Genomic DNA, 21,945 nt, shown 5'->3' on the forward strand with positions numbered 1-21,945 from the left:
CGTTAACCTGCAACGATATTGACGAGTTTTCCTTTAACGACGATGACTTTGCGAACGGTTTTGCCGGCGGTCGTTTCTTTGACTTTGTCAAGATCCATCGCCAATTGCTGCATAGCCGCTTCTTCCGTATCCTTGGATATCAGCACGCGGTCGACAATTTTGCCGTTGACCTGAACAACGATTTCAACTTCGTTGTCAACTGTCCAAGCTTCGTCGTAGGAAGGCCATGGCACATAGGTGATGGACTCGCTGCCGCCAAGCTTCTCCCAAAGCTCTTCCGCCAAGTGCGGCGCGATCGGGGACAGCATTTGAACAAAGTTTTGCATCGCTTCGAGCGGCAGACGCTCGGTCTTATAAGCCTCGTTGACGAAAATCATCAACTGGCTGATCGCCGTATTGAACCGCAGGGCTTCGTAGTCCTCAGTTATTTTTTTGATCGTGCGGTGCCATGTGCGCTTGAACGTATCGCTGCCAAGCGCTTCCCCGGCGCTGATTTTCGGATGAACGCTGCCGTTCTCGTCCACGAACAATCTCCAAACGCGGTTCAGGAAGCGGTAAATTCCTTCGACGCCCGTCGTGTTCCACGGCTTCGTCGCTTCGAGCGGCCCCATGAACATTTCGTACATGCGCAGCGTATCCGCGCCGAATTCGCCGACGATATCGTCCGGATTGACGACATTGCCGCGGGATTTACTCATTTTCTCCATATTTTCGCCGAGAATCATGCCTTGGTTGACGAGCTTGTGGAACGGCTCCTTCGTATGGACAACCCCGAGGTCGCACAGCACTTTATGCCAGAAACGGGCATACAGAAGGTGAAGAACCGCGTGCTCGGCGCCGCCGATGTACAAGTCGACCGGCAGCCATTGCTGCTGCTTGTCGTGGGAGCACAGCTCCTTGTCATTGCGCGGATCGATGAAGCGCAGGTAGTACCAGCAGCTGCCGGCCCACTGCGGCATCGTATTCGTCTCGCGGCGGGCTTTCATGCCTGTCTCGGGATCGATCGTGTTGACCCACTCCGCGACGTTCGCCAGCGGCGATTCGCCCGTTCCGGACGGTTTGATTTCGTCCACTTCCGGAAGCAGCAGCGGAAGCTGATCCTCCGGCACCGGCTTCATCGTGCCGTCTTCAAGATGGAGAATCGGGATCGGCTCTCCCCAATATCTTTGACGGCTGAACAGCCAGTCTCTCAGCCTGTAAGTAACTTTGCCGCGGCCTTTGCCGTTTTGCTCCAGCCATTCGATCATCCGGCCGATCGCCTGCTCGTTGTTCAAGCCGTTCAGCAGCTCGGAATTGACGTGCGCGCCGTCACCGGCATACGCTTCCTTCTGCACATCGCCGCCCTGCACGACTTCAATGATCGGCAGTTCGAATTGCTTCGCGAATTCCCAGTCGCGCTGGTCATGGCCCGGAACGGCCATAATCGCGCCTGTGCCGTAGCCGCCGAGCACGTAGTCGGCAATCCAGATCGGCACCTTCGCGCCGTTAACCGGATTGATCGCATAAGCGCCCGTGAATACGCCGGTTTTGTCCTTGGCCAAGTCCGTGCGCTCCAGATCGCTTTTGCGCGCCGCCTTGTCCTGATATTCTTTGATTGCGGCTTCTTGCTCCGCAGTCGTAATCGCCGCCACAAGCTCATGCTCAGGCGCAAGTACGCAGTAAGTGGCGCCGAACAGCGTATCGGGACGCGTCGTAAAAACGGTCAGGCTGCGGTTGTCATGCCCATCGATCGCGAACTGCACTTCGGCGCCCTTGGATTTGCCGATCCAGTTGCGCTGCATGTCCTTGATGCTTTCCGACCAGTCAAGCTCCTCCAGGTCTTCGAGCAGGCGCTCCGCATACTCGGTAATTTTCAAAATCCACTGGCGCATCGGCTTGCGGATAACCGGATGGCTGCCGCGTTCGCTGAGCCCGTCGATCACTTCTTCGTTCGCCAGCACCGTACCGAGCGCCGGACACCAGTTGACCGGAACTTCGTCGACGTAGGCGAGCCCTTTTTTGTACAGCTGGATAAAAATCCACTGTGTCCATTTGTAATACTCCGGATCGGTCGTGCTGATCTCGCGGTCCCAATCGTAAGAAAAGCCGAGCGACTTGATTTGACGGCGGAACGTGTCGATGTTCTTGTTCGTGAACTCGCGCGGGTCGTTCCCCGTGTCCAAAGCGTACTGCTCGGCCGGCAGGCCGAACGCGTCCCAGCCCATCGGATGCAGGACGTTGTAGCCTCTCATCCGCTTGAAGCGGGAGACGATATCCGTCGCCGTATAGCCTTCCGGATGCCCGACGTGCAGCCCCGCTCCCGACGGATACGGGAACATGTCAAGGGCGTAAAATTTCGGTCGGTCCGAATTTTCAAGCACTTTGAACGTCTTCTTCTCATCCCAGTACTGCTGCCATTTGGGCTCGATAGCGAGCGGGTTGTAGCCTTGCTGTTCTCTAGTTTCTCTGATCTCCTGCGACATGTCCAAATCCTCCCAGCCTGCATGCTTTGCAGGCATGATTAAAGTGCGCGTCGGGGACTTCCCGCAAGCGCCAAAAAACCTCCCGTCGCTAGCGCAATCGCTAGGGACGGGAGGTTTGATTCCCGTGGTACCACCCTAGTTAACATCAGGCGTGCTTCGCCCATGTTCACTCTGCCCCTTAACGCGGGTGAGACGATCCGGCTAGCACCGCCGGTCTCCTAAAGACCTCATGCGATGGTTCACCTTCCAGCTCGGAGGCGAGTTCGCTTGGCTAGCATCTGCCGGCTTTCACCTGATACCGGCTCTCTGGTAGATGCTGCGGGAAGCTACTATTCCTCGTCAAAGCTTTTAACCAATCCAATTAGCTATGATTATATGCAAAAAAATGCAGCTCTGTCAAGTAGGCCGGCCGATATTAGGCCGATGCCCCGGCGATGTCCGCCTGCCGCCTATTTGCGCGCCGCGAAAAAAGCCCGCTCCGTTCCGCGCCACGGCGGCTCCCACGCAAAATCGGCTGCTTCCTGAACGTCGCTGAATCCTGCCGCCAGCAGCTGCTCCTTGATCCAGGACAACGGATAGGCACGCTGAGCATGCACTTCATCGATGCGGCGGAAGACGCCGGGGACTTGTCCGTCCCGAACAAAAATGGTCAGGTCATGCTCGATTTGCATCCGGCTTTCGTCCAGCTCGCTCGTCCAGATGTAGGAAACATCGTCCTCGTTCAGAAAAAAAGGCTGCGTATCGGCATAAGCGATCAGCTGCTCGGGGGTGTGTACATCAAACAGGAACAGCCCGCCCGGCTTCAACCCTTGGTACGTTTGCCGGAAAGCTTGAATGATATCCTCTTCCTCCAGCAAATAGTTCAAGCAGTCGCAGAACGAAATGGCGGCATCCGCCTGCTCGGCCAGCTCCCATTCGCGCAGGTCCTGCTGCACCCAGGTCAGCGCGCCGTTTCTCGCCAGCGCTCCGTGCCGCTCAGCCTTCTGCTGAGCAACGGCAAGCATGTCGTCCGACAGATCGACGCCCGTCACCCGGTATCCTTCCAATGCGAGCGGAATCGCCAGGTTGCCCGTGCCGCAGCCCAGGTCAACGACCGTGACCGGATGCAGACCGTACCGCTTCCAACCCTCTCTCGCAAAACGAAGCCAATCCCCGTACGGCATGTCCTCCATCAAACGATCGTACGTATAAGCAAACCCTTCGTAACTCATCCTGCTCTTACGTCTCCTCTTGTTTCAGATGGGTCCAGTTTTCCTGCTGATAGATGAGCCCTTCCTTCATCAGCTTGCCAAGCGCCCGTTTGAAAGCCGATTTGCTCATGCCGAAGCGGGCGGCTATCGTATCCGCCGCCGTCTGGTCGGAATACGGCATCGCGCCGCCCGGCCGTTCGCGTAAAAAGGCGAGGATGCGCTCCGCGTCTTCGTCGCGCCCTTTTTCCTTCGGCAGACGCATCGACAAATTGACGCGGCCGTCCTCCTCGCGGACGAATACGACCCGCACATTGACCTGCTCGCCTACGCGCAGCAAATGCGTCCGCTCCGGCGCGGCGATCATGCCGATGATGCCGAAGCCCAGCACTCCCGCATCGCAGATGACGAACGTCCCCATCTGCAGCGGCTTATACACTCTGGCGTCGACATAGCGGTTCTTCCAGGCGGAAGGAGCGCGCACGCACAGTGGCGCCAAGTCTTCCTCGGCGGCGAGCTTGGCGATCAGACGCCCCTGACGGTCGTGGGCTAAAGTGGCGTACACCTTGTCCCCGACCAAAGGGCGGAGCGTCTCCAGCTCAGGCACATGTTTGTAGGGCAGAAGCAAGTTCCGCCCAAGCCCCATTTCGAGAAAATAGCCGAAACGGGGATGGATATCGACGACTTCCAGCAGAGCGACCTCGCCCAGCAGCAGAAGCGGGCGTTTCATCGTCGCCATCAGGCGGTCCTGCGTATCGTGGAACAAAAACACTTCTACGCGTTCCCCGGGCTTCACCGGGCCTGCCGTCTCTCCGTAAGGGAGCAGCACATCCTGATTGCCGTCGGTCAAAAAATATCCGTTGGGCGGAATTTCTCTCGCAACCTCAAGGCTGACTAGCGTTCCCGCATTCATGCTCATACGCGTTCCACAACCTTGGCGTCGGACCATAATCTCTCGATGTTGTAATATTCGCGGTCATCGCGGTGGAATACGTGAAGAACAACATCACCCAGATCCAGCAGCACCCATCTTGCGGTATCGACTCCTTCATAGCCTCTGATCCGCACGCCGTGCTCCTGCGCTTTTTTTCTGGCTTCGGTGGCAATCGCCTGCACTTGGGTCTCCGAATTGCCGTGGCAAATGACGAAGTAATCGGCGACGAGCGAAATGCCCTGCAAATTCAGCGCCACTACGTTCATCGCCTTTTTATCCTCCGCAGCTTCCACCACTAAAGCCATAATTGCTTCTGGGGTCATGCTCATTCCATCATCCTCCTATAATTGATTGTTTGCTTGCGTCAGCAAATCGTTGCGGGTTAATATCGTTAACGGATAAATCCGTTTGCCTTTTGTCAAAAGAAAACCGATCGTCGAATCGAAGCCGGCGACCAGCGCCTTTTCAAGACTATGTTCAGCGATTTCGCGAATATTATGCACGCCTGGAAAATCGCGCCCCGGCTCGATATAGTCGGCCAGGCAAACCACTTTGTCCAGCAGCGTCATCCGCTCCCGGCCGGACGTATGATAACGGATCGCGTCCAGCACTTCCTCATCGTCCACGCCGAACTCCGTTTGCGCGATAAAAGCGCCTGCGTGAGAATGCCAAAGTTCCTTGTCATAATCGAGCAGGTCTTGTGGAAGCCCGTTTTCCCGGATAATGTTCGCCTGCTCCTGAATCGGCCAATATTTGCAATAATCGTGCAAAATCGCCGCCAAATCCGCTTTCACCGGATCGGCGCCGAACCGCTCGGCCAATCGAACCGCGGTTTCCATGACGCCCAGCGTATGCAGCCAGCGCTTCTCGGGCATCTGTTCTTTGACCGCCTCGATAAGCTGCTCACGACTCCGATTCATATAAACCGTTCACCTCCATGTAAGCATGCACGGCATCCGGAACGAGGTAGCGCACGGAGCCTCCCGCCCGTATTTCTTCCCGGATGGCCGACGATGAAATTTCCACCAGCGGCATCGGCGCGATCGTAACCCTCTCCCGGATGTGCGGCGGAAGAACTTCCATATCCAGCTCGTAGCCCGGTCTTGCCAGACCAATGAAGCGGATGCGGCTTACGATATCGTCAATGCGGTGCCACCTCGGCAAATATTCGACCATATCCGCTCCGACAATGTAGGCGAACTCCGCTTCGGGATGCCGCTCGCACAGCAGTTCGATCGTATCGATACTATAGGATACGCCGCCTTTCGTAATTTCAACATCAATCGCACGAAAAAAAGGATTGCCCTCCGCCGCCAGGCATACCATGCTCCAGCGCTGCTCCGCCGTCGCCGCCGGCGCATTCGGCTTATGCGGCGGCACGTTCGCCGGCATCAGCCACACTTCGTCCAGTCCTGCTCCAACCCTCGCCCGCTCCGCCGCGATCAAATGACCCGTATGAATCGGATCGAAGGTGCCTCCCATGATTCCGACCAGCATGCTCCCACCTCTTTAAACGGGCAGCTCGATCTTTTTGTGATCCCGCGATTCCTTGTACAGCACGATAATTTTTCCGATAACCTGCACGAGCTCGGCGCCTGATTTCTCCGACAGTTCGGTGCCTACCTCGCCCCGGTCCTCCCCGCTGTTGTTGAGCACGGTCACTTTGATCAGCTCCCTGACTTCAAGCGCTTCCTGAATATGGCGGATCAAATGATCGTTAACCCCGCCTTTGCCGACTTGAAAAATCGGGTCCAGGTGGTGCGCCAAAGACCGCAAATAACGTTTTTGTTTACCAGTTAACATGCTAAAAGCCCCTCTATTCTTTTTCGGCTAACGATTGCTCGACGACCTGCCTCATCGCTGCGACGGGAGCAGGCGTGCCGGTCCAGTATTCAAATGCGTAAGCCCCTTGATATATAAACATGCCGAGCCCGCCGTGAATGCGGGCTCCTCGCGCTTCCGCTTCGCGAAGGAAGCGGGTAATGCGCGGATTGTAGATCAGGTCGCTGGCCAGATGCCGCTCCGCAATGAGCTCCGCGGGCATCGGCAGCTCCTCGACGTTCGGATGCATCCCCGCCGAGGTCGTATTGACGATCAGATCCGCTTCGCCGGCGATCCCAGCGAGCTCGTCAAGCCCTAGCCCGACGGCATGCGTGAACGCGCCGAGCGTCGCCGCCAGGCTAACCGCCCGCTCTTTGGTCCGGTTCGCGATTAAAATACGGGCCGCGCCTTCCTTGGCGAGCGCGTATCCGACGCCTCTGGCCGCTCCGCCCGCGCCGAGCAAAATAACGGTCTTGCCCCGAAGATCGACGCCCGTCTCCTCTTTCAAGGAACGGACGTAGCCGATGCCGTCGGTATTGTAGCCGACCAGCCGGCCTCCGTCGTTAACAATCGTATTGACAGCGCCGATCACCCTAGCGCCTTCATCGATCTCGTCCAAGTACTGCATCACTTCGACCTTGTGCGGTATCGTTACGTTCACGCCGCGAAAGCCGAGCGCCCGGATGCCGTACACGGCCTCTTTCAGTTCCTCCGGACGAACGTGAAAAGCAGCGTAAGCCGCGTTGAGCCCAGCCTCACGAAAAGCTCTGTTCAGCATAATCGGCGAACGCGAATGCCGAATCGGATCCCCAAAAACGCCATACAGCACGGTATGGCTGTCCAATGTCCGGTTATTCTCCATCATATCCCCCTCATCAAGCATAAGCTATATCAGCGACTCGCGCGCAATAACTTTCGTCCCCTTGGGCGCATGAACCGCCAATTCCGCTCCGGCGTCGCTGTTCACTTTGATCCAGCCGAGCCCGGAAATGAGCACATCCATGCGCGTGCCCCGCGGTATGCGGATCGGATGCTTGACCAGCTTCGGAAGTTCGTCCAAATCCTCCTTGACCGGCGGAACCAGCATTTCTCCCCTATGGTTCGCATACAGCTCGTCGGCGCGCTCCAGCTTCGTCCGGTGAATCTGGATCGCATTGGACATATAGCAGGTAAACGATTGGTGATCTCCGCGAATAAAATCAAACCGGGCCAGAGCGCCGAAAAACAGCGTCTGTCCGTCGTTCAGCTGAAACACCGTCGGCTTCACCGGCTTGCCCGGCATCACTTTGGACAAGTCCCGTTTTGTAATAACCTCGGTCAGCCTGTGCGTGTATACGATTCCCGGCGTATCTATGATGGATTTGCCGTCGTCCAGCGGAATTTTGACCAAATCCAGCGTCGTCCCCGGATATTGCGAAGTCGTAAGCTCCGCTTCCAAATCGCTGTAATCGGCGATCAGGCGGTTAATCAACGTCGATTTCCCGACATTCGTCGCGCCGACGACATAGATGTTCCGGTTGCCGCGATGCTGCTGGACCGCTGCGATCACCCTGTCAAAGCCCATATTTTTTTTAGCGCTGCAGAGCACGATTTCCACAACTTTCAGACTGTGCTCCTTGGCCCGCCGCTGCACCCAGTTAATAATTTTGTTCGGGTTCGTCACTTTGGGCAAAAGGTCTATTTTATTCACGACCAGCACGATCGGATTATTGCCGACAAAACGCGACAAGCCGCTGATCATGCTGCCTTCAAAATCGAATATATCGACGATATTGACGACCAGCGCGTTCTTTTGCCCGATCGAGCCAAGCAGCTTCAAAAAATCGTCCTGCTGCAAAGTCATGCTCGACGCTTCATTATAATGCTTGATCCGGTAACAGCGCTGGCAAATAATCGGCTCTTTCTGAAAAGCCTCCACCGGCACGTATCCGAGCTTCGCCGGCTCTTCGATCTGCAGCTCGACGCCGCAGCCTGCGCAATGTATAATTTCTTCCTGACTCATGAATCCTCCCTAAGACTGTTTGTTCATTAGCGATAACGCCAACTTCTCGATGCGGCGGTTAATTTTCGTGAAAAAGCCTTCATCCCCGATTGAAATCGGCTTTACGAGAATCGTATAGAGCCCCATCCGGTTGCCGCCGAGCACGTCGGTCAGCATTTGATCGCCGATCACGGCGGTTTGCCTGACGTTCGTTCCGAGCAGCTTCATCGCTTTGAGAAACGAGACGTTCGTCGGTTTTTTGGCCTGGTAAATAAAAGGAATTCCGATAGGGTCGGCAAAAGCCGAAACGCGGCTGCGGCGATTGTTCGAGACAATGACCACTTTAAAACCGAGCTGCTGCACCCGCTTCAGCCATTCAATCAGCTCCGGAGTTGCGTGCGGATCCCGCGCCCCTACGAGCGTATTATCAAGATCCGTAATAATTCCGCGGACTCCGAACCCCCAAAGATGCTCGAAATCTATATCGTAAATCGAATTCACGGACTGTCTGGGCACGAGCTTTTTCAGCAAACGATTTCCCTCCAAATAGTTCCTCTACATATACGTGAAACTATACCATAGTGCCCGATTTGTTGCAAAAAAATAGTAGAGCGTTTCCCCGCTCACGGCACATGAAGGCCACCCGCCAGGTTGGCGAGTGGCCCGCTAGGAGTCTCCCAGATTATTTCATCTGTTCTTTGATTCTGGCGATCGTTTGAGCGGCAGTCAAATAATCGCTCTCCGTGGAAGCGGCCTGGCTGTATTTCGCCTGCTCGAACAAATGCAGCAGCGCGTCCAGATCCGCCTTCAGCCATGTGCTTTGCGCCGTCCAGCGGAGAATCGCCTCGCGGATCGTCTCATGCTCCTGGCGCCGGTAGCCTTTGCGCCTGCTGAAACGCTGCAGCTTTTCGAAGTCCGCAACAATTTTTTCATTGAAATTGACGGCCTGCTGCTTCCTTTCGTCGGATGTCCCTATTTTCAAGACGCCCTTTTTCACAAGCAAATACACAGCCGCTGCGAGCACAACCAGCAGAATGGCTCCCGCTACGGCCAGTTTCACCCATGGAAAGCTTGCTTTGCTTTCGGCTACGGGCGTTTCGCTGATAGTGGTATCGATGGCCGGAGTAGCCGTCGGCACAGGCTGCGCCTCGGGATACACGTTTGGAAGCCTGAACCCGGACGTCGGCTCGAACGAAATCCAGCCGTAGCCCTCGAAATAAATTTCGACCCAGGAATGGGCGTCGGAATTTCTCACCGTGTATGTGCCTGCGCCGTCCACATCGACGTTTTGCATATACTGGCTGATCGCTCCGAAGTCGCGCAGCTCGTCAGGCATTTGAGCCGTGCCGGAGGTGTACCCTTTTACCCAGCGCGTAGGCAGGCCGATCGAACGGGCGAGCACGGCCATCGCGGTCGAGTAGTAATCGCAGTATCCCTGCTTAATTTCGAACAAGAAGCGGTCTGTGAAATCTTTGCTTTTGCCTTTGCTTTCGTCCGGCGTATTCGTATACGGATACGTTTCGTTCAAATATTTTTCAAGCAGCCGGGCTTTGTCGTAGGCATTGTTTCCCGTTTTCGTTATATCGGCGGCCAACTGCTTGACGCGGGCGGGAAGGTCGGCGGGAAGCTGCAAATATTCGCTCCAGTCCGCCCTCTGCAAATAGTCGACATTCACCTTGCGCAGGCCTTCCTCGTCGAGGATCGCTTGCTGGCTGACGATTGTATACTCCTTCGGATAAGCGCCCTCGCCGTTAAAGCGCAGCTCGGACTGCCTGGGCGACCAGAGAAGAAGGTGAAACGGATTTTCGCCTTTGTTGATTTCCGCGACTTTTTGAATCGGAAAGCCGCCGAACAGCACCGGGTACGCTTCCTCTTTTTCCATGACGATGTCCTGCGTCACTTCCTTGGTCTGCAGCAGCGACGTATTGAACCGCGGATCCTGCCGCAAATTGCCGGCATTGACGTAGCTGACCGGGAGCTTTTTCTCCGCATCGCTCATTTCCCAGCCCGATCCGTTGTACAACGCTCTGGTTTCCCCGCGGAAATAGGTCCGTTTGGAAGCGACGACGGTCATGACCGGCGAATAATCGTACCGGAAGCCGCCGCCCAATTTCGAATCGTCCCGGCTGTAGCCGGATGAGGCGTCCGCCGTCGACGCCGTTACGCTAACCCCTTTGCCGAGCAGCGGAACAGCCTCGCCGCGGCTTTTTTTCCAGGCCGTATACGGATCCGTCAGCAGCGGATCGATGGAAGGCGCAAGCGCTCCGACGAACACCGTTACGGCAACGATCAGCACGATGGGCAGGCCGATGGAGGAAGGATACTCGCTGATCGCTTCCCAAATGACCGGTGCGCGGTGCTTTAATCCGTTGAAATGCTGAATGACCAGCAAGGACAGCCCGCAGAACAGCACCATCGCGACTTGCGGCCACAAATAAAACACGCTGAAAGAATCCCGCACGGCGAAAAACAGCACGCTGACTACGATTAGCACAAAGATGCGGAACCTGGACTGGAAGAAATGCATCGCCGCCAAATAAGCCAGCCATGCCGCCAAACCGAACCAGATAAAGGGCTCGATCTGGCTTGTATTTTGAGCCGCAAATTGCCATAACGTTTCCAAAGACTTGATTTTTACAGGGACAAAGTGATAATTCAGGTACAAGCCATGCCAAACGATAATAAGCAGCAATTGGATGACGCCGCGCCAAACTTTGTGCAAGCCGGGAACAAAGTACGCCAGCCCGGTCACAGCCAAAGTTCCGCTGACGAGCGCGACTGTTTCTTTCAGCCAGATGACCTGCTCCAGTTGAATCCACAATACGTATTGATACAAGAAAAGCCCGGTCAAAAGCGCCGTCATCCGCTGCGGCCAATCGGTCAGCAATATTCGTCTCCAACGGGAATTACGCATACCGCTTCGCTCCCCCCAGCAGGTTAGGCAGATCGGCCAGTTGGCCGATCTCGTAACCCGTATATCCTTGGGACCGGACCTGTTTGAGCCAATCGGCCGCCTCTCCTTCGCCCGGCGCCTGCTTGGCGGGCGCGGCCGGAGGAGCCGTATGAATCCACATATGGCAAGGGTTCATTTGCAAATGATGGACTTGATGCAGCAGCTGTATCATCGGCGCGTCGTGCTGCGGCGAAACGATGACAAAAAAGCAGCCTGGCGGAAGCTGGCGCGAACGGTCTTTCACGATGTTCCCAAGCGAATAAAAGCCGTCTGGTTCGATGCCGACAAGATGATTCATAATTTGCTTGTGATGATTCTGGCTTTGTCTCGGTTCGAAGTAAGCGGCTTCCTTCCCTGTCGACAGCAAGCCCAGCGCCAGATCGCGGCTGGAAGCGTAGCGGAACAGAGAAGCGGTCACCGATACCGCCAGCTCGAATTCGGCGGCATTCCGGTACGCACGGCTGGAACGGTCGAGCAGAACGATCGTCTTCGGCAGCGATTCCCGTTCGAACTCTTTGGATTTCCACGTTCCGGTCTTCGCCGTCGCTCCCCAATGAATCCGCGACAGGCGGTCCCCGTAAATGTACTCGCGCACGCCGTTGATCTGCGTCGTTTCGCGGTGAGCGCGGGTAGTCGTGGAATGGTGCTGCAGCCCTTTGAGCATTTGATGAAACTGCACCCATTCACGGATCGGCACGGTTTGCGGATAAACGATAACCTGCTGCTGAAGTTCCAGACGTCCTTTATGCTCGAAAAAGCCGAAAATATCTTCCGTAAGGCACTCCGTAAGCCCGAAGCGGTACAGCCCGCGCCGCAAAGGAGGCGTGCTGTACACAAGCTCCCCTCTGCGTCTCCAGTCCGGAACGAGCGTTCCCTCGAAAACCGTTTCTTCCCCGTTCTGCCGGATGAGTTGATCGCGGATCATCACATAAGGAATCGGCCAAAAGCCGGGAATTTGCACATGAATGCCAACCTGCAGCGTTTGTCCGGCATCGAGCTCGGCGAGCTGCTCGGAGCCCGCCAGCTTGCGGGACCCCTGCGTTCTTTTCACGCCGCTCCAATTGCCCATCAGCAAATATACGGATAAAATCAAGACGGTTAAAAAAAGCATGGCGGCCAGCTTGCCGCCTTGAAAAAGCAAAAAAAGCAAACTGCCGGCCAAGCAAAAAGTCACGATCCACAAGCCTGTCGGAAAACGGGGCCGTTCCCCCGTCCGCCCTATGAACAGTCGGTTCATGCGGCTCACTTCTCCAATCGTACCGGCACGCGAACCTGCTCGAAAATCGATTGCAGAACAGAGGTGACGGTCGCTCCGTCCATGCGGGCTTCGGATTGAAGTATCATTCTGTGCCCGAGAACGTAAGGAGCCAAATATTTAATATCGTCAGGGATTACATATTCTCTTCCGTTCATGAACGCATAAGCTTTGCAGGCGAGCAAAAGCGATAAAGTGGCGCGCGGACTCGCTCCCAAAAATACGGATTTATGCTCCCTCGTTTTCCTCGCGATCGCAACGAGATAGTCGGCTACCGCTTCATCCATGTGCACGTTCCGCACTTTGTCCTGCATATCGAGCACCTGCGCGGTATCCGCGACGGGTTCCAGCGATTCCATCGGATTCGCCTTGCTCTGCGTGGCGATCATCCGCTTCTCCGCAGCTTCATTCGGATAGCCGAGGCTGAGCTTAATCATGAAACGGTCGAGCTGCGCTTCCGGCAGCATGTAGGTGCCTTCAAAATCGATCGGATTTTGCGTAGCCAGCAGCAGGAATGGCGACGGAAGCTCATGCAGGTCCCCGTCCACCGTAATGTGCCGTTCTTCCATAGCTTCCAGCAGCGCCGATTGCGTCTTGGTCGTCGCCCGGTTGATTTCATCGACCAGCAAAATATGGGTCATAACCGGGCCCGGCCGGAACAAAAACTTCTCCTCTTTGGGATGATATATGGAAACGCCTGTAATATCGGATGGCAATAAATCCGGATTGCATTGAATTCGGCGGAACTGGCCTTCGATCGAGCGGGCCAAAGCTTTGATGAGCACGGTTTTGCCGGTGCCCGGAACATCCTCGAGAAGCACATGCCCGCCGGCCAGCAGGGCAGTCAGCAGCAGGTCGATCTCTTCCGTTTTCCCCAGAATGCAGGCTTCCAAATTCGCTTTCAAGCGGGCTAATATTTCTGCGTGTCGTGGCGTGACAGTTTCCATGTGTGATCCTCCCTAGAGTTTTACGTCAGTAAAGCTAGCTTCGTAAGCATAGCTGAATTCTGCGGTAGAAAAACTAAATTTGTAAGCATTACTGAGTCCTGCGTCAGTAAAACTAACATCGTAAGCATGCTTCTGTAAAATAGAACGAACAAGTTTTATGAAAAGCTTATTTTTCAGACTGCTGTAAGACTCACACGCCAGGAGATGGTCCGGCCCAGTTGCTTGGCAGCACGCGTGAAGAAAACCTGCAAAAATGCAGTTTTTTGCTCGTTGATACGCTAACCAACAAATATTCCTGCAAATGTGCAGTTTTTTCGCGAGCACTTGAGCTTCAGGCCCATTTTGACCGGGAATTCCTGCACAATTGCAGGCTTTTCCTCAAAAATGGACCACATGCGTAGAAAAGCCTGTACTTTTGCAGGTTTTCGGTTTGCGAGGCCGCTTTACGGGTGGGTGGTTTGCGCCAACGATTAGATCTATGCTTGGGCTGCGCCAACAATCAGGGATTCGCCTGGGCTGTGCCATCGATTAGGGCTTCCCTTCGGACGCGCAACGGTCAAGGCTTTGCCTGCGTTGCGCCAACGACCAGGCTTTGCCTCGGCTGCGCCATCGATCAAGGATTCCCTTCGGTTGCGCCAACGACCGGGGATTCGCCCGGGTTGTGCCATCATTCAAGGATTCCATTCAGCTGCCCCAATCAGAGCGTCGTGGTTTTCCCTGGCAGTCTGATTTTTGCTGCTTGTTCCAGCGGAATTAGTCGTAATTACTTGAAAATCTAGGTAAAAGGGCTTAATTCCAGTTTACAAGATTCTTTTTCTTGCGTATACTTGTAAATTCTCTAAATTTGTTTGTAAACAATAACCATTTTGCACCGGCGGCCGGAGCAGTTATGCGTTTCTCGGGCGGAGCAGTTATGCGTTTGGCGGGGGAGCAGTTATTCGTCCGGTGGGTGGAGTTACTTTTGTGCATATCCCCCGCTAAGCTCCCCTGCCAGACTCCTATTGTAATTAGACGCCAAACAAGCCTCAACGGTTTCATCCGTGAGGCTTTTCTCGGTCAAAACTTTTTATCCTTTGGGCTTGACCAGCACCGCGGCCAAAAATGAAAAAATAATCGCCGCCGAAATGCCGGCGCTCGTCACTTCAAAAATGCCGGTGATGATGCCGATGGCTCCGTCTTTCTGCATCTCCTCCAGTGCTCCGTGCACAAGCGCATTGCCGAAGCTCGTAATCGGCACCGTGGCGCCGGCGCCGGCGAATTTGATCAAAGGCTCATAAATCCCGCAGCCGTCCGCGATAGCGCCCAGAACGACAAGTATGCTCATCGTATGAGCGGGACTCAGCTTGCCGACATCGATCAGCAGCTGTCCGATTACGCAGATGGCGCCGCCTACAATAAAGGCCCATACAAAGGTCATCTCTATCTCCCTCCTGACTCGATAGAAACCGCATGCGCGATACAGGGGATGCTCTCTCCCTGCTGAAAAGACAGCGGCGACAACAGCGCGCCCGTCGCCACGACAAGCACCCGCTTCAGCTCGCCTTTCATGATGCGCTTGAGCAAATGTCCGTACGTGACGGTCGCCGAGCAGCCGCAGCCGCTCCCGCCGGCTTGCACCGACTGCTTTTCCCGATCGTAAATGATGAGCCCGCAATCGTCGAACTGGGTCTGCTCGATCGGAAATTGGTGCTTTTCAAACAGCTCCCTGGCGATGTTCAGTCCGACCGATGCCAGATCGCCGGTAACGATCAGGTCGTAGTACCCGGGCTCCCGGCCCAAATCGCGGCAGTGAGCCTGGATCGTATCCACCGCGGCGGGGGCCATGGCCGCTCCCATATTGAACGGATCTTTGATCCCCATATCGACGATCCGGCCGATTGTAGCCGAGGTGACGACGGGACCGTCGCCTCTGGGAGCGAGAACGGCGACCCCCGCGCCGGTCACCGTGTACTGCGCCGTCGGCGGCTTCTGTGAGCCGTACTCCGTCGGATAGCGGAACTGCTTCTCCGCCGTGCAGTTATGGCTGCAGGTGCCCGCCATGACACGGTTCGCGGCGCCGGAGTCGATCAGTTGGGCGGCCAGCGCCAGCCCCTCCATCGAAGTCGAGCACGCACCGAAAATGCCCAGATACGGGATAGCGAGTGTGCGCGCGGCAAACGTGTTGGAGATGATCTGATTCATCAGATCGCCTCCGACATAGAACTGCACCTGGCCGCCGGTAATTCCGGCATAGTCGAGAGCCCGCTGCGCGGCTTCTTCCAGCAAAGCCCGCTCCGCCTTTTCCCACGTTTTTTGCCCGAGGGTCAAATCGCCGTGAACGATGTCGAAATCTTCGCTGATCGGGCCTTGCCCCTCTTCAGGTCCGACAACGGTCGCCGTCGCGATGATAACGGGCCGTTTTTCAAAAATCCAGCTCTGATGTCCTTTCAGCATACGTCATCCCCCTATGCCCAAAATCAGATGCACGAGACCGACGAAAAAAGCGGCGACCGTTCCGAACACGATCACCGAGCCCGCCAGCTTGAACATGCTGCTGCCTACGCCGAGCACCAGTCCTTCGGACTTATGCTCAATCGCCGCGGAGCACATCGAGTTGGCAAACCCTGTTACAGGCACGGCCGTACCCGCTCCCGCCCATTGCGCCATTTTGTCGTAAACGCCAAAACTGGTCAAGATAACGGAGATAATGATAAGGACAGCCGATGTCGGGTTGCCCGCCGTTTTCTCCGTAAAGCCGCAGCGGATAAATATTTGCATCAGGCATTCACCGATAAGACAGATCGCGCCGCCTACCAGGAAAGCGCGGATGCAGTTTTGCAGCACCGGTCTGGGGGGCTCCTTTTCCTTGGCCAGCCTTTGGTATTCCTGCTGCGTCATGGTCATATTTTTTTTCTTGTTGTCTGCCATGCGTTTCCTCCTTCTGCAGGTCAGCGATTAGTTTTTTAGCAGCGGTCCCAGTTCCTTCAATACACGGTTAAGCTCCTCCGAGCAATGTCCATACATCTCTTTTGCCGCCTGTTGGTTCGTGGTCAAAGAAAAGAGCTCCAAATCGGCTTCGCACTTTTTCAGCGTGGCAAGCAGCATCGGCTTTTGGCTCGGCGAAGGCACCTTTAGCTTGTCATCGTAAAGATCGACCGTCAAAATGCCGTCCGTATCCACCTGGGCGATAAATACGTTTTCTTTCGTTACCCCCAATTTATCCAGCTCTTCATGGAGCCATCCTCTGCTTTTACCTGCTATCGCCAGAGGCTCGTCCATGATGACGCCGTCCGAAATCACATCCTGCGAGGGCTTGGTGACCGGCAGCTTCATGCCGAGATGCGCAGGCGTTAGCGGCTGATTTTCGCTTTTCAGCAGTACACTCAAATCTCCGCTCGCTTCCAGCATCGCAAATTCGACGTCCGCTACCCGGAACACGCTTTTCGTGCGAAGCTGCTCCAGAAGCTCATCGGAGGTGTACCGTTCCTTTTTCAAATTGTCCTCCAAAATTTTGCCGTCTTTCACGAGCACCGTCCCCTTTCCCTCGAACCATGTCCGCAATATTTTGCTTTTCAATGTGAGGAGTTCGAGCCCCAGCGGGACAATGGACCATACCGCCATGGCGATAATGCCGTGCGAGAAGTGAGCTTCAATATCCGTGGAAGTGACCCCGGCCAAATCGCCGATCGCAATTCCCGTCACATATTCGAAAAATGTAAGCTGGGATATTTGTTTTTTGCCGAGAATCCTCGTGAAAATGAACAGCGTGAACAAAGACGTTAACGATCTGACAACGATATGTAACCAGTCAGGCACATGTCGTACCTCCCTTTTGCGATTGTTACGATCAAAAGTCATTATATGCGATTTTGAAAAGTTCTATTAGAATTCAAAAATGGATTTTATTTCCATGTTAATCCCGGCGGTTTTGGGTATCTTATCGTCTTAGGGAGGTGATCAATTTGACAGTAGCAGCTCAAGTTAAAACTTGCCTGGCTTCGTTAAAAAGCGCGCAGGCAAGCCTGGAAACATTTGCACTCAGCACGCAAAACCAAGAGGCTAAGCAGCTTTTTCAAACTGCCGCACAATCGACCCAGCAGATCGTCGACCAAGTTTCGTCGCGCGTTCAACAGCTGGAGAATGAAGAGCCTCAGTACAAAGGCTTTTAGCATATAGTGCCGCGACAAATAAGAAACAGCCGACTGCGCATTTGCGTCCGCAGCCGGCTGTTTCTGCGTTTATATCCATAACAGCACAATCAAGCTCAGCAGCACAAACAAAACCAGGACCATCAGCACAATCGCCGTTTTTGACATCAAACCCGCCTCACATTCCGATAAAATGGCACGTTTTCAATCGCTGTAGTCCATTGTATGCGTGATCGAAGGAGGACGTGCAAGCGCCTATCCGCGGTAGCGCAAAAAACCGTCCCCCTCTCTGTTCCGAGAGTGCGGACGGCTGTATGTTAAGCTTACTGCGCTTATAGCTTATAGATGAGACTTCATTTTCAAAATCAACTCGGACAAAGCCGCTTGCTCCTCGACGGTCAGCGCTTGCGTGATGCGCTGCACGAAGCAATTGCAATGCTGCGGAAAATTGTCCAGCAGTTGTTGCGCCTTCTCCGTCGGAGAAATGATAAAGCTCCTGCGGTCGCAATGAGCGAGCTTGCGCTCGATATAGCCTTTTTGCTCCAGACTGTCCAGCAGACGGGTCAACGTGCTCAGGCTGACGGCAGGTATTTGCTGGGCGATTTCCTTCACGACGATCGGACCTTTCATGCCTAGGACGTACAGTACGTTGAATTCATGGCGGGAAAGATCGGCGCTGCAGGCGAAGCTGTATTGGTATTGTTGAAGGGATTGCCCCATGCTGATCAGAAAATCGCTGATGATTTCGTTGTGCTGTCGTTCCGTTCTCAGCGTCATAAGGACGTACCTGCCTTTCCCACAGGATGCATTCAACTTACAAAAAGTTATCGCGAAAGTCAATACGGCAATGAAGGCGATATATGGTAGAATACTAGAATAACATGAAACGCCGATATTGAAAAATGTTGAGCTCATAGAGGGAGAGATTGGATCGCAATGACCGCACAAATCATCCATGCTTTAAAACAGCGCCGCGCTGTCCGCAACTACGAAGCCCGCGAGGTGGAAGACTCCAAAATCGAAACGCTGCTCGAAGCCGCCGTTCTGGCGCCTAACGACCGCTTGCGGGAGCCGTGGCATTTTTATGTCATTCGCGGGGAAGCGAAGTCCCGGTACGAGACGATAGCCAAACAGTTTCTCGAGGAGCGGTTCCCGACCAAACCTCATTTGGTCAAAGAATCGCTGCTCGTTCTCGAAAACACGCCGCTCGTCATCGTCGTAACGGCCGACTTGATCCCCGGAGACGAAGCGTCCTCCGAAGATAATGAATATGCGGCGGCATGCGCCATTCATTCCATGTGGCTGACGGCTCAGGAACTCGGGCTCGGACTCGTCTGGCGGACGCGGGGCATCGGGCTCGTGCGGGACGAGCGCATGCATCAACTTATCGGCTCGCCCGACAACAAAAAAATCGTCGGCACTTTGTTCATCGGCTATCCGGCCGCAGAGACGCCGCCGACAGCGCGCACTTCGTTCCGCGACAAGACAACGTACTTGTGAAACAAAGTAACGGGCGATAAAAACCGTTGAAGCGCCGTTAGCTGCTCGCTAATCGCGGGAATCGGCGTTGCACGTCTCCCCCTCCCATACACAAACATGAAAAATCAGCTCAACCGGTTCGGACAAGCTTAAAGTAGAGTATGCGGAGCCCGTTTGGCAAAGTGCCGGGCAGCGCCGTAAAACAACGGCTTGCCAGCCGAAAAAGCCTGCGAAAGTGCAGGTTTTTCCCAAGATAGCGGCTCGTTTGGCGGAAAAACCTGCAATTGTGCAGGAATTCCCGCTCCCGACGGGCCAAAACTTGAATTTGAGCGAAAAAGCCTGCACATTTGCAGGAATAATACAAATCCGGAGCAGTAAGGAGCAAAAAGATGTACTTTTGCAGGCATTCTGCGGCGGGGGTTCGTCCTCAGACGCCCGGGCCGTGCCTGGAGCTTGATGCACATCGGCTCAGGCGGACCTGGGTGCGGATTCTCTGCTCGAACGATGTTTTGCATCGTTGCGAGGTGCTCGGTCGAACGGGTAGCACCTGAAGCTCGATGCATCCGATGGTTTACGGCGGGCTCGCACATATACAGCCTGGTGACGGTTTCGCTTGACAGCGCCTGACTGCGGTGATACCATCTTTTATATCCAAGTTTTACAATTGGAATTCGCATCTATACCCCATCGATGGCCTGCCACCGGTTCACCGGAGACACAATGATCGCCCGCCTTGTCCGAGCGATCGTGTGTCTTTTCTTTTTTCATCATTTGACCAATGAAGGGGGCTTACAGGACGATGGTTGAAACATTGCTTATTTCCGAGGCGTTTGAGATTGAGCTTGGTGACGGCCTGCGTATACAGGGGAATGTACAGCTGCTGGACGACGGATTGGCCAAACCGGTTCTTATCGCTAGCCACGGATTTCAAGGATTCAAAGAGTGGGGCTTTTGGCCCCGTGTCACTTCAGAAATTTCGCTGCGCGGCTACTACACGGTAAGCTTTGATTTCTCCCGCGTGTATGCCGGGAAATCCGGCGCCGATGAAAAGCTTTTGGCGGCCGTATCCACGATATCCGCGGAACTTGCCGACCTCGGCATCGTTTTGGCCGAGCTTGTATCCGGCAGGCTGCCTCATGCCAGGCAGGCGGATCTGAACCGAATCGCGCTGTGGGGACACAGCCGCGCCGGCATCAGCAATCTCGCACTTGCCTCCGAGCATCCGGAAATCCGCGCCGTGGCCGTGTGGAACGGCGGAGCGAGCCCCCAGCTTCCCGAGGGAGAGACGACTGGTTGGAGCGCCCGGCAGCTCGCCGTTTTTGACGACCTGGCGAACAACGAAGACCGGTTTGATATTCGCAGCGTGCTGGCCGAACTGGCTATCCCCGTTTTATTCGTACAAGGCGGTGACGATTCGGACCGGCTGCTGAGCGCTTTCCGGACGAATCGCACCATAGCTCCGCACCAATCTTTCGTGCAAATTCAGGGAGCGGATCATACCTTCGGCGTGACGCACCCGTTAAACGGGACTACGCCTTATTTGGAGGAAGCGTTTGAAGCTACTGCAGCGTTTTTGTCCAATTCATATTGACATATACGCACTTGCTTCCCTTTTTTATTATGGAACAAAAAAAAGACCTCCGCCTGTTCTCTCGAACAAAAGTGGAGATCTCCGGATTCGCACGCGGATGATTACCGCAAAAACAGAACGAGCGGCTGGATGTTTTGCTCTCTGATGCATTCGACTACGAGCTTGGCGATTTCGATCGCGCCGAGTTCCTGGAAATGCGTATTGTCTTCCGCGCCGCGCCGGAAATTCGGGAATTCGCCGGGAAACGCCCACAGGAACAGCGATTTCGATGGCTCGGGGCCAAGCTTTTCATATAAAGCTTTTGTTTTGGCCCCAAGATCGATGAGCAGGACGTTCTCTTCTTCGGCGAGCTGCTTCATGGCCGTAATGTAATCGCCGTGCGTATCGATCAAGGTGTCGTCGGCGGCAAAAAAGCGCCGGTGTACCGGAGTGACCAGAACCGGGATCGCCCCCCGCTGCCGCGCACCGTCGATGTACGCCTGCAAATGCTGCTTATACGTCGTAAACGGGGACGTATACCGCTCTTCGTCCTGCTTTTGATCGTTGTGGCCGAATTGAATGAACAAGTAGTCGCCCTGTGCGATACGCCGCCAAATCGCATCGAGGCGCCCTTCGTCGATAAAGCTTTTCGAGCTTCGGCCGGAGTACGCGTAGTTCGCAACGGCGGCGTCCGCTTTAAAGAAAAGCGGCAGCATCTGCCCCCAGCCCGCGTAAGGATAGCCTTCAGGCGGCTGATCCGTGACGGTGGAATCCCCCGCCAGGAACAGCGTTGCCGCCTGCTTCGCGGGCGCAATCTCCATGGCGTTGACCCGCGGGGCCGCGCCGGAAAAAGCCAGCTTCAGGCAGCCGTCCTGAACATGCACAGTAAAAGAAACGACGGCAAACTCGCCCGCCGCCGTCTCCAGATTCGCCAGCATCAGCCGGCCCATGCCCGCTTTAATTCCCGTGCAGGTGGGCGTGATCAAGTCGCCCATCGTTACGGTGACCCGGTAGTTGCCGTCGGGAACATCGACTGCAAACACGGCGCCGACAGGAATGCAAAAGTCGCCGCGCAGCGCATCCGGCTTCCCTCTGTCGCGCGAGTATACGCGGGTCGCATCCAGAAAGCCGTAGCCCCGTTCCTGCTTATAAAGCGTGCTGTCCAGAACTTGGGTATACCCTTCTTCGACGGTTCCCGGCCCGAAATCAAATTTATATAGAGCGGTCAT

22 protein-coding genes and 1 other annotated feature are annotated in these 21,945 nt (G+C 55.1%); of the genes, 3 read left to right on the top strand and 19 right to left on the bottom strand.

The window, feature by feature from the left end; all coding sequences use genetic code 11:
- Positions 1 to 2 precede the first annotated feature (2 nt).
- From leuS to AC3G2T_RS11740, 17 genes are all read right to left on the bottom strand, one after another.
- A complete protein-coding gene (leuS, locus tag AC3G2T_RS11660; RefSeq protein ID WP_488435539.1) occupies positions 3 to 2,462 on the bottom strand; it encodes a leucine--tRNA ligase in 2,460 nt (819 codons plus the stop codon).
- A gap of 99 nt (positions 2,463 to 2,561) precedes the next feature.
- Positions 2,562 to 2,814 (bottom strand) — a binding site (T-box leader).
- Positions 2,815 to 2,911: 97 nt separating this feature from the next.
- Entirely contained in the window at positions 2,912 to 3,673 is a 762-nt protein-coding gene (locus AC3G2T_RS11665) for a class I SAM-dependent DNA methyltransferase (RefSeq protein ID WP_488435540.1), read from the bottom strand.
- Between the two features lie 7 nt (positions 3,674 to 3,680).
- On the bottom strand, positions 3,681 to 4,568 hold the full coding sequence (locus tag AC3G2T_RS11670) for a CvfB family protein (protein ID WP_488435541.1): 888 nt from the start codon (positions 4,566 to 4,568) through the stop codon (positions 3,681 to 3,683).
- Positions 4,565 to 4,912, bottom strand: a complete 348-nt coding sequence (gene rsfS / locus AC3G2T_RS11675; protein ID WP_474683403.1) for a ribosome silencing factor — start codon at positions 4,910 to 4,912, stop codon at positions 4,565 to 4,567. The genes AC3G2T_RS11670 and rsfS overlap by 4 nt, the downstream gene beginning before the upstream one ends.
- 12 nt (positions 4,913 to 4,924) lie before the next feature.
- Entirely contained in the window at positions 4,925 to 5,503 is a 579-nt protein-coding gene (gene yqeK, locus AC3G2T_RS11680; RefSeq protein ID WP_488435542.1) for a bis(5'-nucleosyl)-tetraphosphatase (symmetrical) YqeK, read from the bottom strand.
- Positions 5,487 to 6,080 (bottom strand): nicotinate-nucleotide adenylyltransferase, encoded by a 594-nt coding sequence (locus AC3G2T_RS11685; RefSeq protein WP_474683401.1) that lies wholly within the window; start codon positions 6,078 to 6,080, stop codon positions 5,487 to 5,489. The genes yqeK and AC3G2T_RS11685 overlap by 17 nt, the downstream gene beginning before the upstream one ends.
- Before the next feature lie 12 nt (positions 6,081 to 6,092).
- Positions 6,093 to 6,386 (bottom strand): ribosome assembly RNA-binding protein YhbY, encoded by a 294-nt coding sequence (yhbY, locus tag AC3G2T_RS11690; RefSeq protein ID WP_474683400.1) that lies wholly within the window; start codon positions 6,384 to 6,386, stop codon positions 6,093 to 6,095.
- A gap of 13 nt (positions 6,387 to 6,399) precedes the next feature.
- On the bottom strand, positions 6,400 to 7,266 hold the full coding sequence (locus AC3G2T_RS11695) for a shikimate dehydrogenase (protein WP_474683463.1): 867 nt from the start codon (positions 7,264 to 7,266) through the stop codon (positions 6,400 to 6,402).
- A gap of 24 nt (positions 7,267 to 7,290) precedes the next feature.
- The gene (gene yqeH, locus AC3G2T_RS11700) at positions 7,291 to 8,406 is read right to left on the bottom strand and encodes a ribosome biogenesis GTPase YqeH (RefSeq protein WP_488435543.1); all 1,116 of its coding nucleotides are present in this window, start codon (positions 8,404 to 8,406) and stop codon (positions 7,291 to 7,293) included.
- Between the two features lie 9 nt (positions 8,407 to 8,415).
- Positions 8,416 to 8,916: a YqeG family HAD IIIA-type phosphatase gene (locus tag AC3G2T_RS11705; RefSeq protein WP_474683398.1), complete on the bottom strand. Its 501-nt coding sequence runs from the start codon at positions 8,914 to 8,916 to the stop codon at positions 8,416 to 8,418.
- 151 nt (positions 8,917 to 9,067) lie between these two features.
- Positions 9,068 to 11,299: a DUF4129 domain-containing transglutaminase family protein gene (locus tag AC3G2T_RS11710; RefSeq protein WP_488435544.1), complete on the bottom strand. Its 2,232-nt coding sequence runs from the start codon at positions 11,297 to 11,299 to the stop codon at positions 9,068 to 9,070.
- Entirely contained in the window at positions 11,292 to 12,575 is a 1,284-nt protein-coding gene (locus tag AC3G2T_RS11715; protein WP_488435545.1) for a DUF58 domain-containing protein, read from the bottom strand. The genes AC3G2T_RS11710 and AC3G2T_RS11715 overlap by 8 nt, the downstream gene beginning before the upstream one ends.
- 5 nt (positions 12,576 to 12,580) lie before the next feature.
- Positions 12,581 to 13,540, bottom strand: coding sequence for an AAA family ATPase (locus AC3G2T_RS11720; protein WP_474683395.1), 960 nt, complete (start codon positions 13,538 to 13,540; stop codon positions 12,581 to 12,583).
- A 1,066-nt stretch (positions 13,541 to 14,606) separates the two neighbouring features.
- Entirely contained in the window at positions 14,607 to 14,957 is a 351-nt protein-coding gene (gene spoVAE / locus AC3G2T_RS11725; RefSeq protein ID WP_488435546.1) for a stage V sporulation protein AE, read from the bottom strand.
- A gap of 2 nt (positions 14,958 to 14,959) precedes the next feature.
- Complete coding sequence (spoVAD, locus tag AC3G2T_RS11730; protein ID WP_488435547.1) at positions 14,960 to 15,973, bottom strand: stage V sporulation protein AD; 1,014 nt, start codon at positions 15,971 to 15,973, stop codon at positions 14,960 to 14,962.
- 3 nt (positions 15,974 to 15,976) lie between these two features.
- Positions 15,977 to 16,447, bottom strand: a complete 471-nt coding sequence (gene spoVAC, locus AC3G2T_RS11735) for a stage V sporulation protein AC (protein WP_474683392.1) — start codon at positions 16,445 to 16,447, stop codon at positions 15,977 to 15,979.
- Positions 16,448 to 16,474: 27 nt separating this feature from the next.
- Complete coding sequence (locus AC3G2T_RS11740; protein ID WP_474683391.1) at positions 16,475 to 17,377, bottom strand: DUF421 domain-containing protein; 903 nt, start codon at positions 17,375 to 17,377, stop codon at positions 16,475 to 16,477.
- A 104-nt stretch (positions 17,378 to 17,481) separates the two neighbouring features.
- Here AC3G2T_RS11740 and AC3G2T_RS11745 point away from each other — a divergent pair, with 104 nt between their 5' ends.
- Complete coding sequence (locus AC3G2T_RS11745; RefSeq protein ID WP_474683390.1) at positions 17,482 to 17,688, top strand: DUF1657 domain-containing protein; 207 nt, start codon at positions 17,482 to 17,484, stop codon at positions 17,686 to 17,688.
- A gap of 318 nt (positions 17,689 to 18,006) precedes the next feature.
- Here the strand turns inward: AC3G2T_RS11745 and AC3G2T_RS11750 are convergent, their stop codons facing one another.
- On the bottom strand, positions 18,007 to 18,444 hold the full coding sequence (locus AC3G2T_RS11750; protein WP_488435548.1) for a MarR family winged helix-turn-helix transcriptional regulator: 438 nt from the start codon (positions 18,442 to 18,444) through the stop codon (positions 18,007 to 18,009).
- A 159-nt stretch (positions 18,445 to 18,603) separates the two neighbouring features.
- Here AC3G2T_RS11750 and AC3G2T_RS11755 point away from each other — a divergent pair, with 159 nt between their 5' ends.
- Together AC3G2T_RS11755 and AC3G2T_RS11760 are read left to right on the top strand one after the other, a co-directional pair.
- Positions 18,604 to 19,167, top strand: coding sequence for a nitroreductase family protein (locus AC3G2T_RS11755; protein ID WP_488435549.1), 564 nt, complete (start codon positions 18,604 to 18,606; stop codon positions 19,165 to 19,167).
- 778 nt (positions 19,168 to 19,945) lie between these two features.
- Entirely contained in the window at positions 19,946 to 20,737 is a 792-nt protein-coding gene (locus AC3G2T_RS11760) for an alpha/beta hydrolase family protein (RefSeq protein WP_488435550.1), read from the top strand.
- 101 nt (positions 20,738 to 20,838) lie between these two features.
- Here AC3G2T_RS11760 and AC3G2T_RS11765 read toward each other — a convergent pair whose 3' ends face one another.
- Positions 20,839 to 21,945: a rhamnogalacturonan acetylesterase gene (locus tag AC3G2T_RS11765; protein WP_488435551.1), complete on the bottom strand. Its 1,107-nt coding sequence runs from the start codon at positions 21,943 to 21,945 to the stop codon at positions 20,839 to 20,841.

The organism is Paenibacillus sp. sgz302191 (genome assembly GCF_057749925.1).

Bases quoted from the DNA above. Each gene is read 5' to 3' on its own strand.
- AC3G2T_RS11760 (WP_488435550.1), top strand. From the start codon at position 19,946: ATGGTTGAAACATTGCTTATTTCCGAGGCGTTTGAGATTGAGCTTGGT.
- AC3G2T_RS11750 (WP_488435548.1), bottom strand. From the start codon at position 18,444: ATGACGCTGAGAACGGAACGACAGCACAACGAAATCATCAGCGATTTT.
- yqeK (WP_488435542.1), bottom strand. From the start codon at position 5,503: ATGAATCGGAGTCGTGAGCAGCTTATCGAGGCGGTCAAAGAACAGATG.
- yqeH (WP_488435543.1), bottom strand. From the start codon at position 8,406: ATGAGTCAGGAAGAAATTATACATTGCGCAGGCTGCGGCGTCGAGCTG.
- AC3G2T_RS11755 (WP_488435549.1), top strand. From the start codon at position 18,604: ATGACCGCACAAATCATCCATGCTTTAAAACAGCGCCGCGCTGTCCGC.
- AC3G2T_RS11720 (WP_474683395.1), bottom strand. From the start codon at position 13,540: ATGGAAACTGTCACGCCACGACACGCAGAAATATTAGCCCGCTTGAAA.
- AC3G2T_RS11765 (WP_488435551.1), bottom strand. From the start codon at position 21,945: ATGACCGCTCTATATAAATTTGATTTCGGGCCGGGAACCGTCGAAGAA.
- AC3G2T_RS11685 (WP_474683401.1), bottom strand. From the start codon at position 6,080: ATGCTGGTCGGAATCATGGGAGGCACCTTCGATCCGATTCATACGGGT.
- spoVAE (WP_488435546.1), bottom strand. From the start codon at position 14,957: ATGACCTTTGTATGGGCCTTTATTGTAGGCGGCGCCATCTGCGTAATC.
- yhbY (WP_474683400.1), bottom strand. From the start codon at position 6,386: ATGTTAACTGGTAAACAAAAACGTTATTTGCGGTCTTTGGCGCACCAC.
- leuS (WP_488435539.1), bottom strand. From the start codon at position 2,462: ATGTCGCAGGAGATCAGAGAAACTAGAGAACAGCAAGGCTACAACCCG.
- AC3G2T_RS11715 (WP_488435545.1), bottom strand. From the start codon at position 12,575: ATGAACCGACTGTTCATAGGGCGGACGGGGGAACGGCCCCGTTTTCCG.
- AC3G2T_RS11710 (WP_488435544.1), bottom strand. From the start codon at position 11,299: ATGCGTAATTCCCGTTGGAGACGAATATTGCTGACCGATTGGCCGCAG.
- AC3G2T_RS11670 (WP_488435541.1), bottom strand. From the start codon at position 4,568: ATGAGCATGAATGCGGGAACGCTAGTCAGCCTTGAGGTTGCGAGAGAA.
- AC3G2T_RS11665 (WP_488435540.1), bottom strand. From the start codon at position 3,673: ATGAGTTACGAAGGGTTTGCTTATACGTACGATCGTTTGATGGAGGAC.
- spoVAD (WP_488435547.1), bottom strand. From the start codon at position 15,973: ATGCTGAAAGGACATCAGAGCTGGATTTTTGAAAAACGGCCCGTTATC.
- rsfS (WP_474683403.1), bottom strand. From the start codon at position 4,912: ATGAGCATGACCCCAGAAGCAATTATGGCTTTAGTGGTGGAAGCTGCG.
- AC3G2T_RS11695 (WP_474683463.1), bottom strand. From the start codon at position 7,266: ATGGAGAATAACCGGACATTGGACAGCCATACCGTGCTGTATGGCGTT.
- spoVAC (WP_474683392.1), bottom strand. From the start codon at position 16,447: ATGGCAGACAACAAGAAAAAAAATATGACCATGACGCAGCAGGAATAC.
- AC3G2T_RS11740 (WP_474683391.1), bottom strand. From the start codon at position 17,377: ATGACTTTTGATCGTAACAATCGCAAAAGGGAGGTACGACATGTGCCT.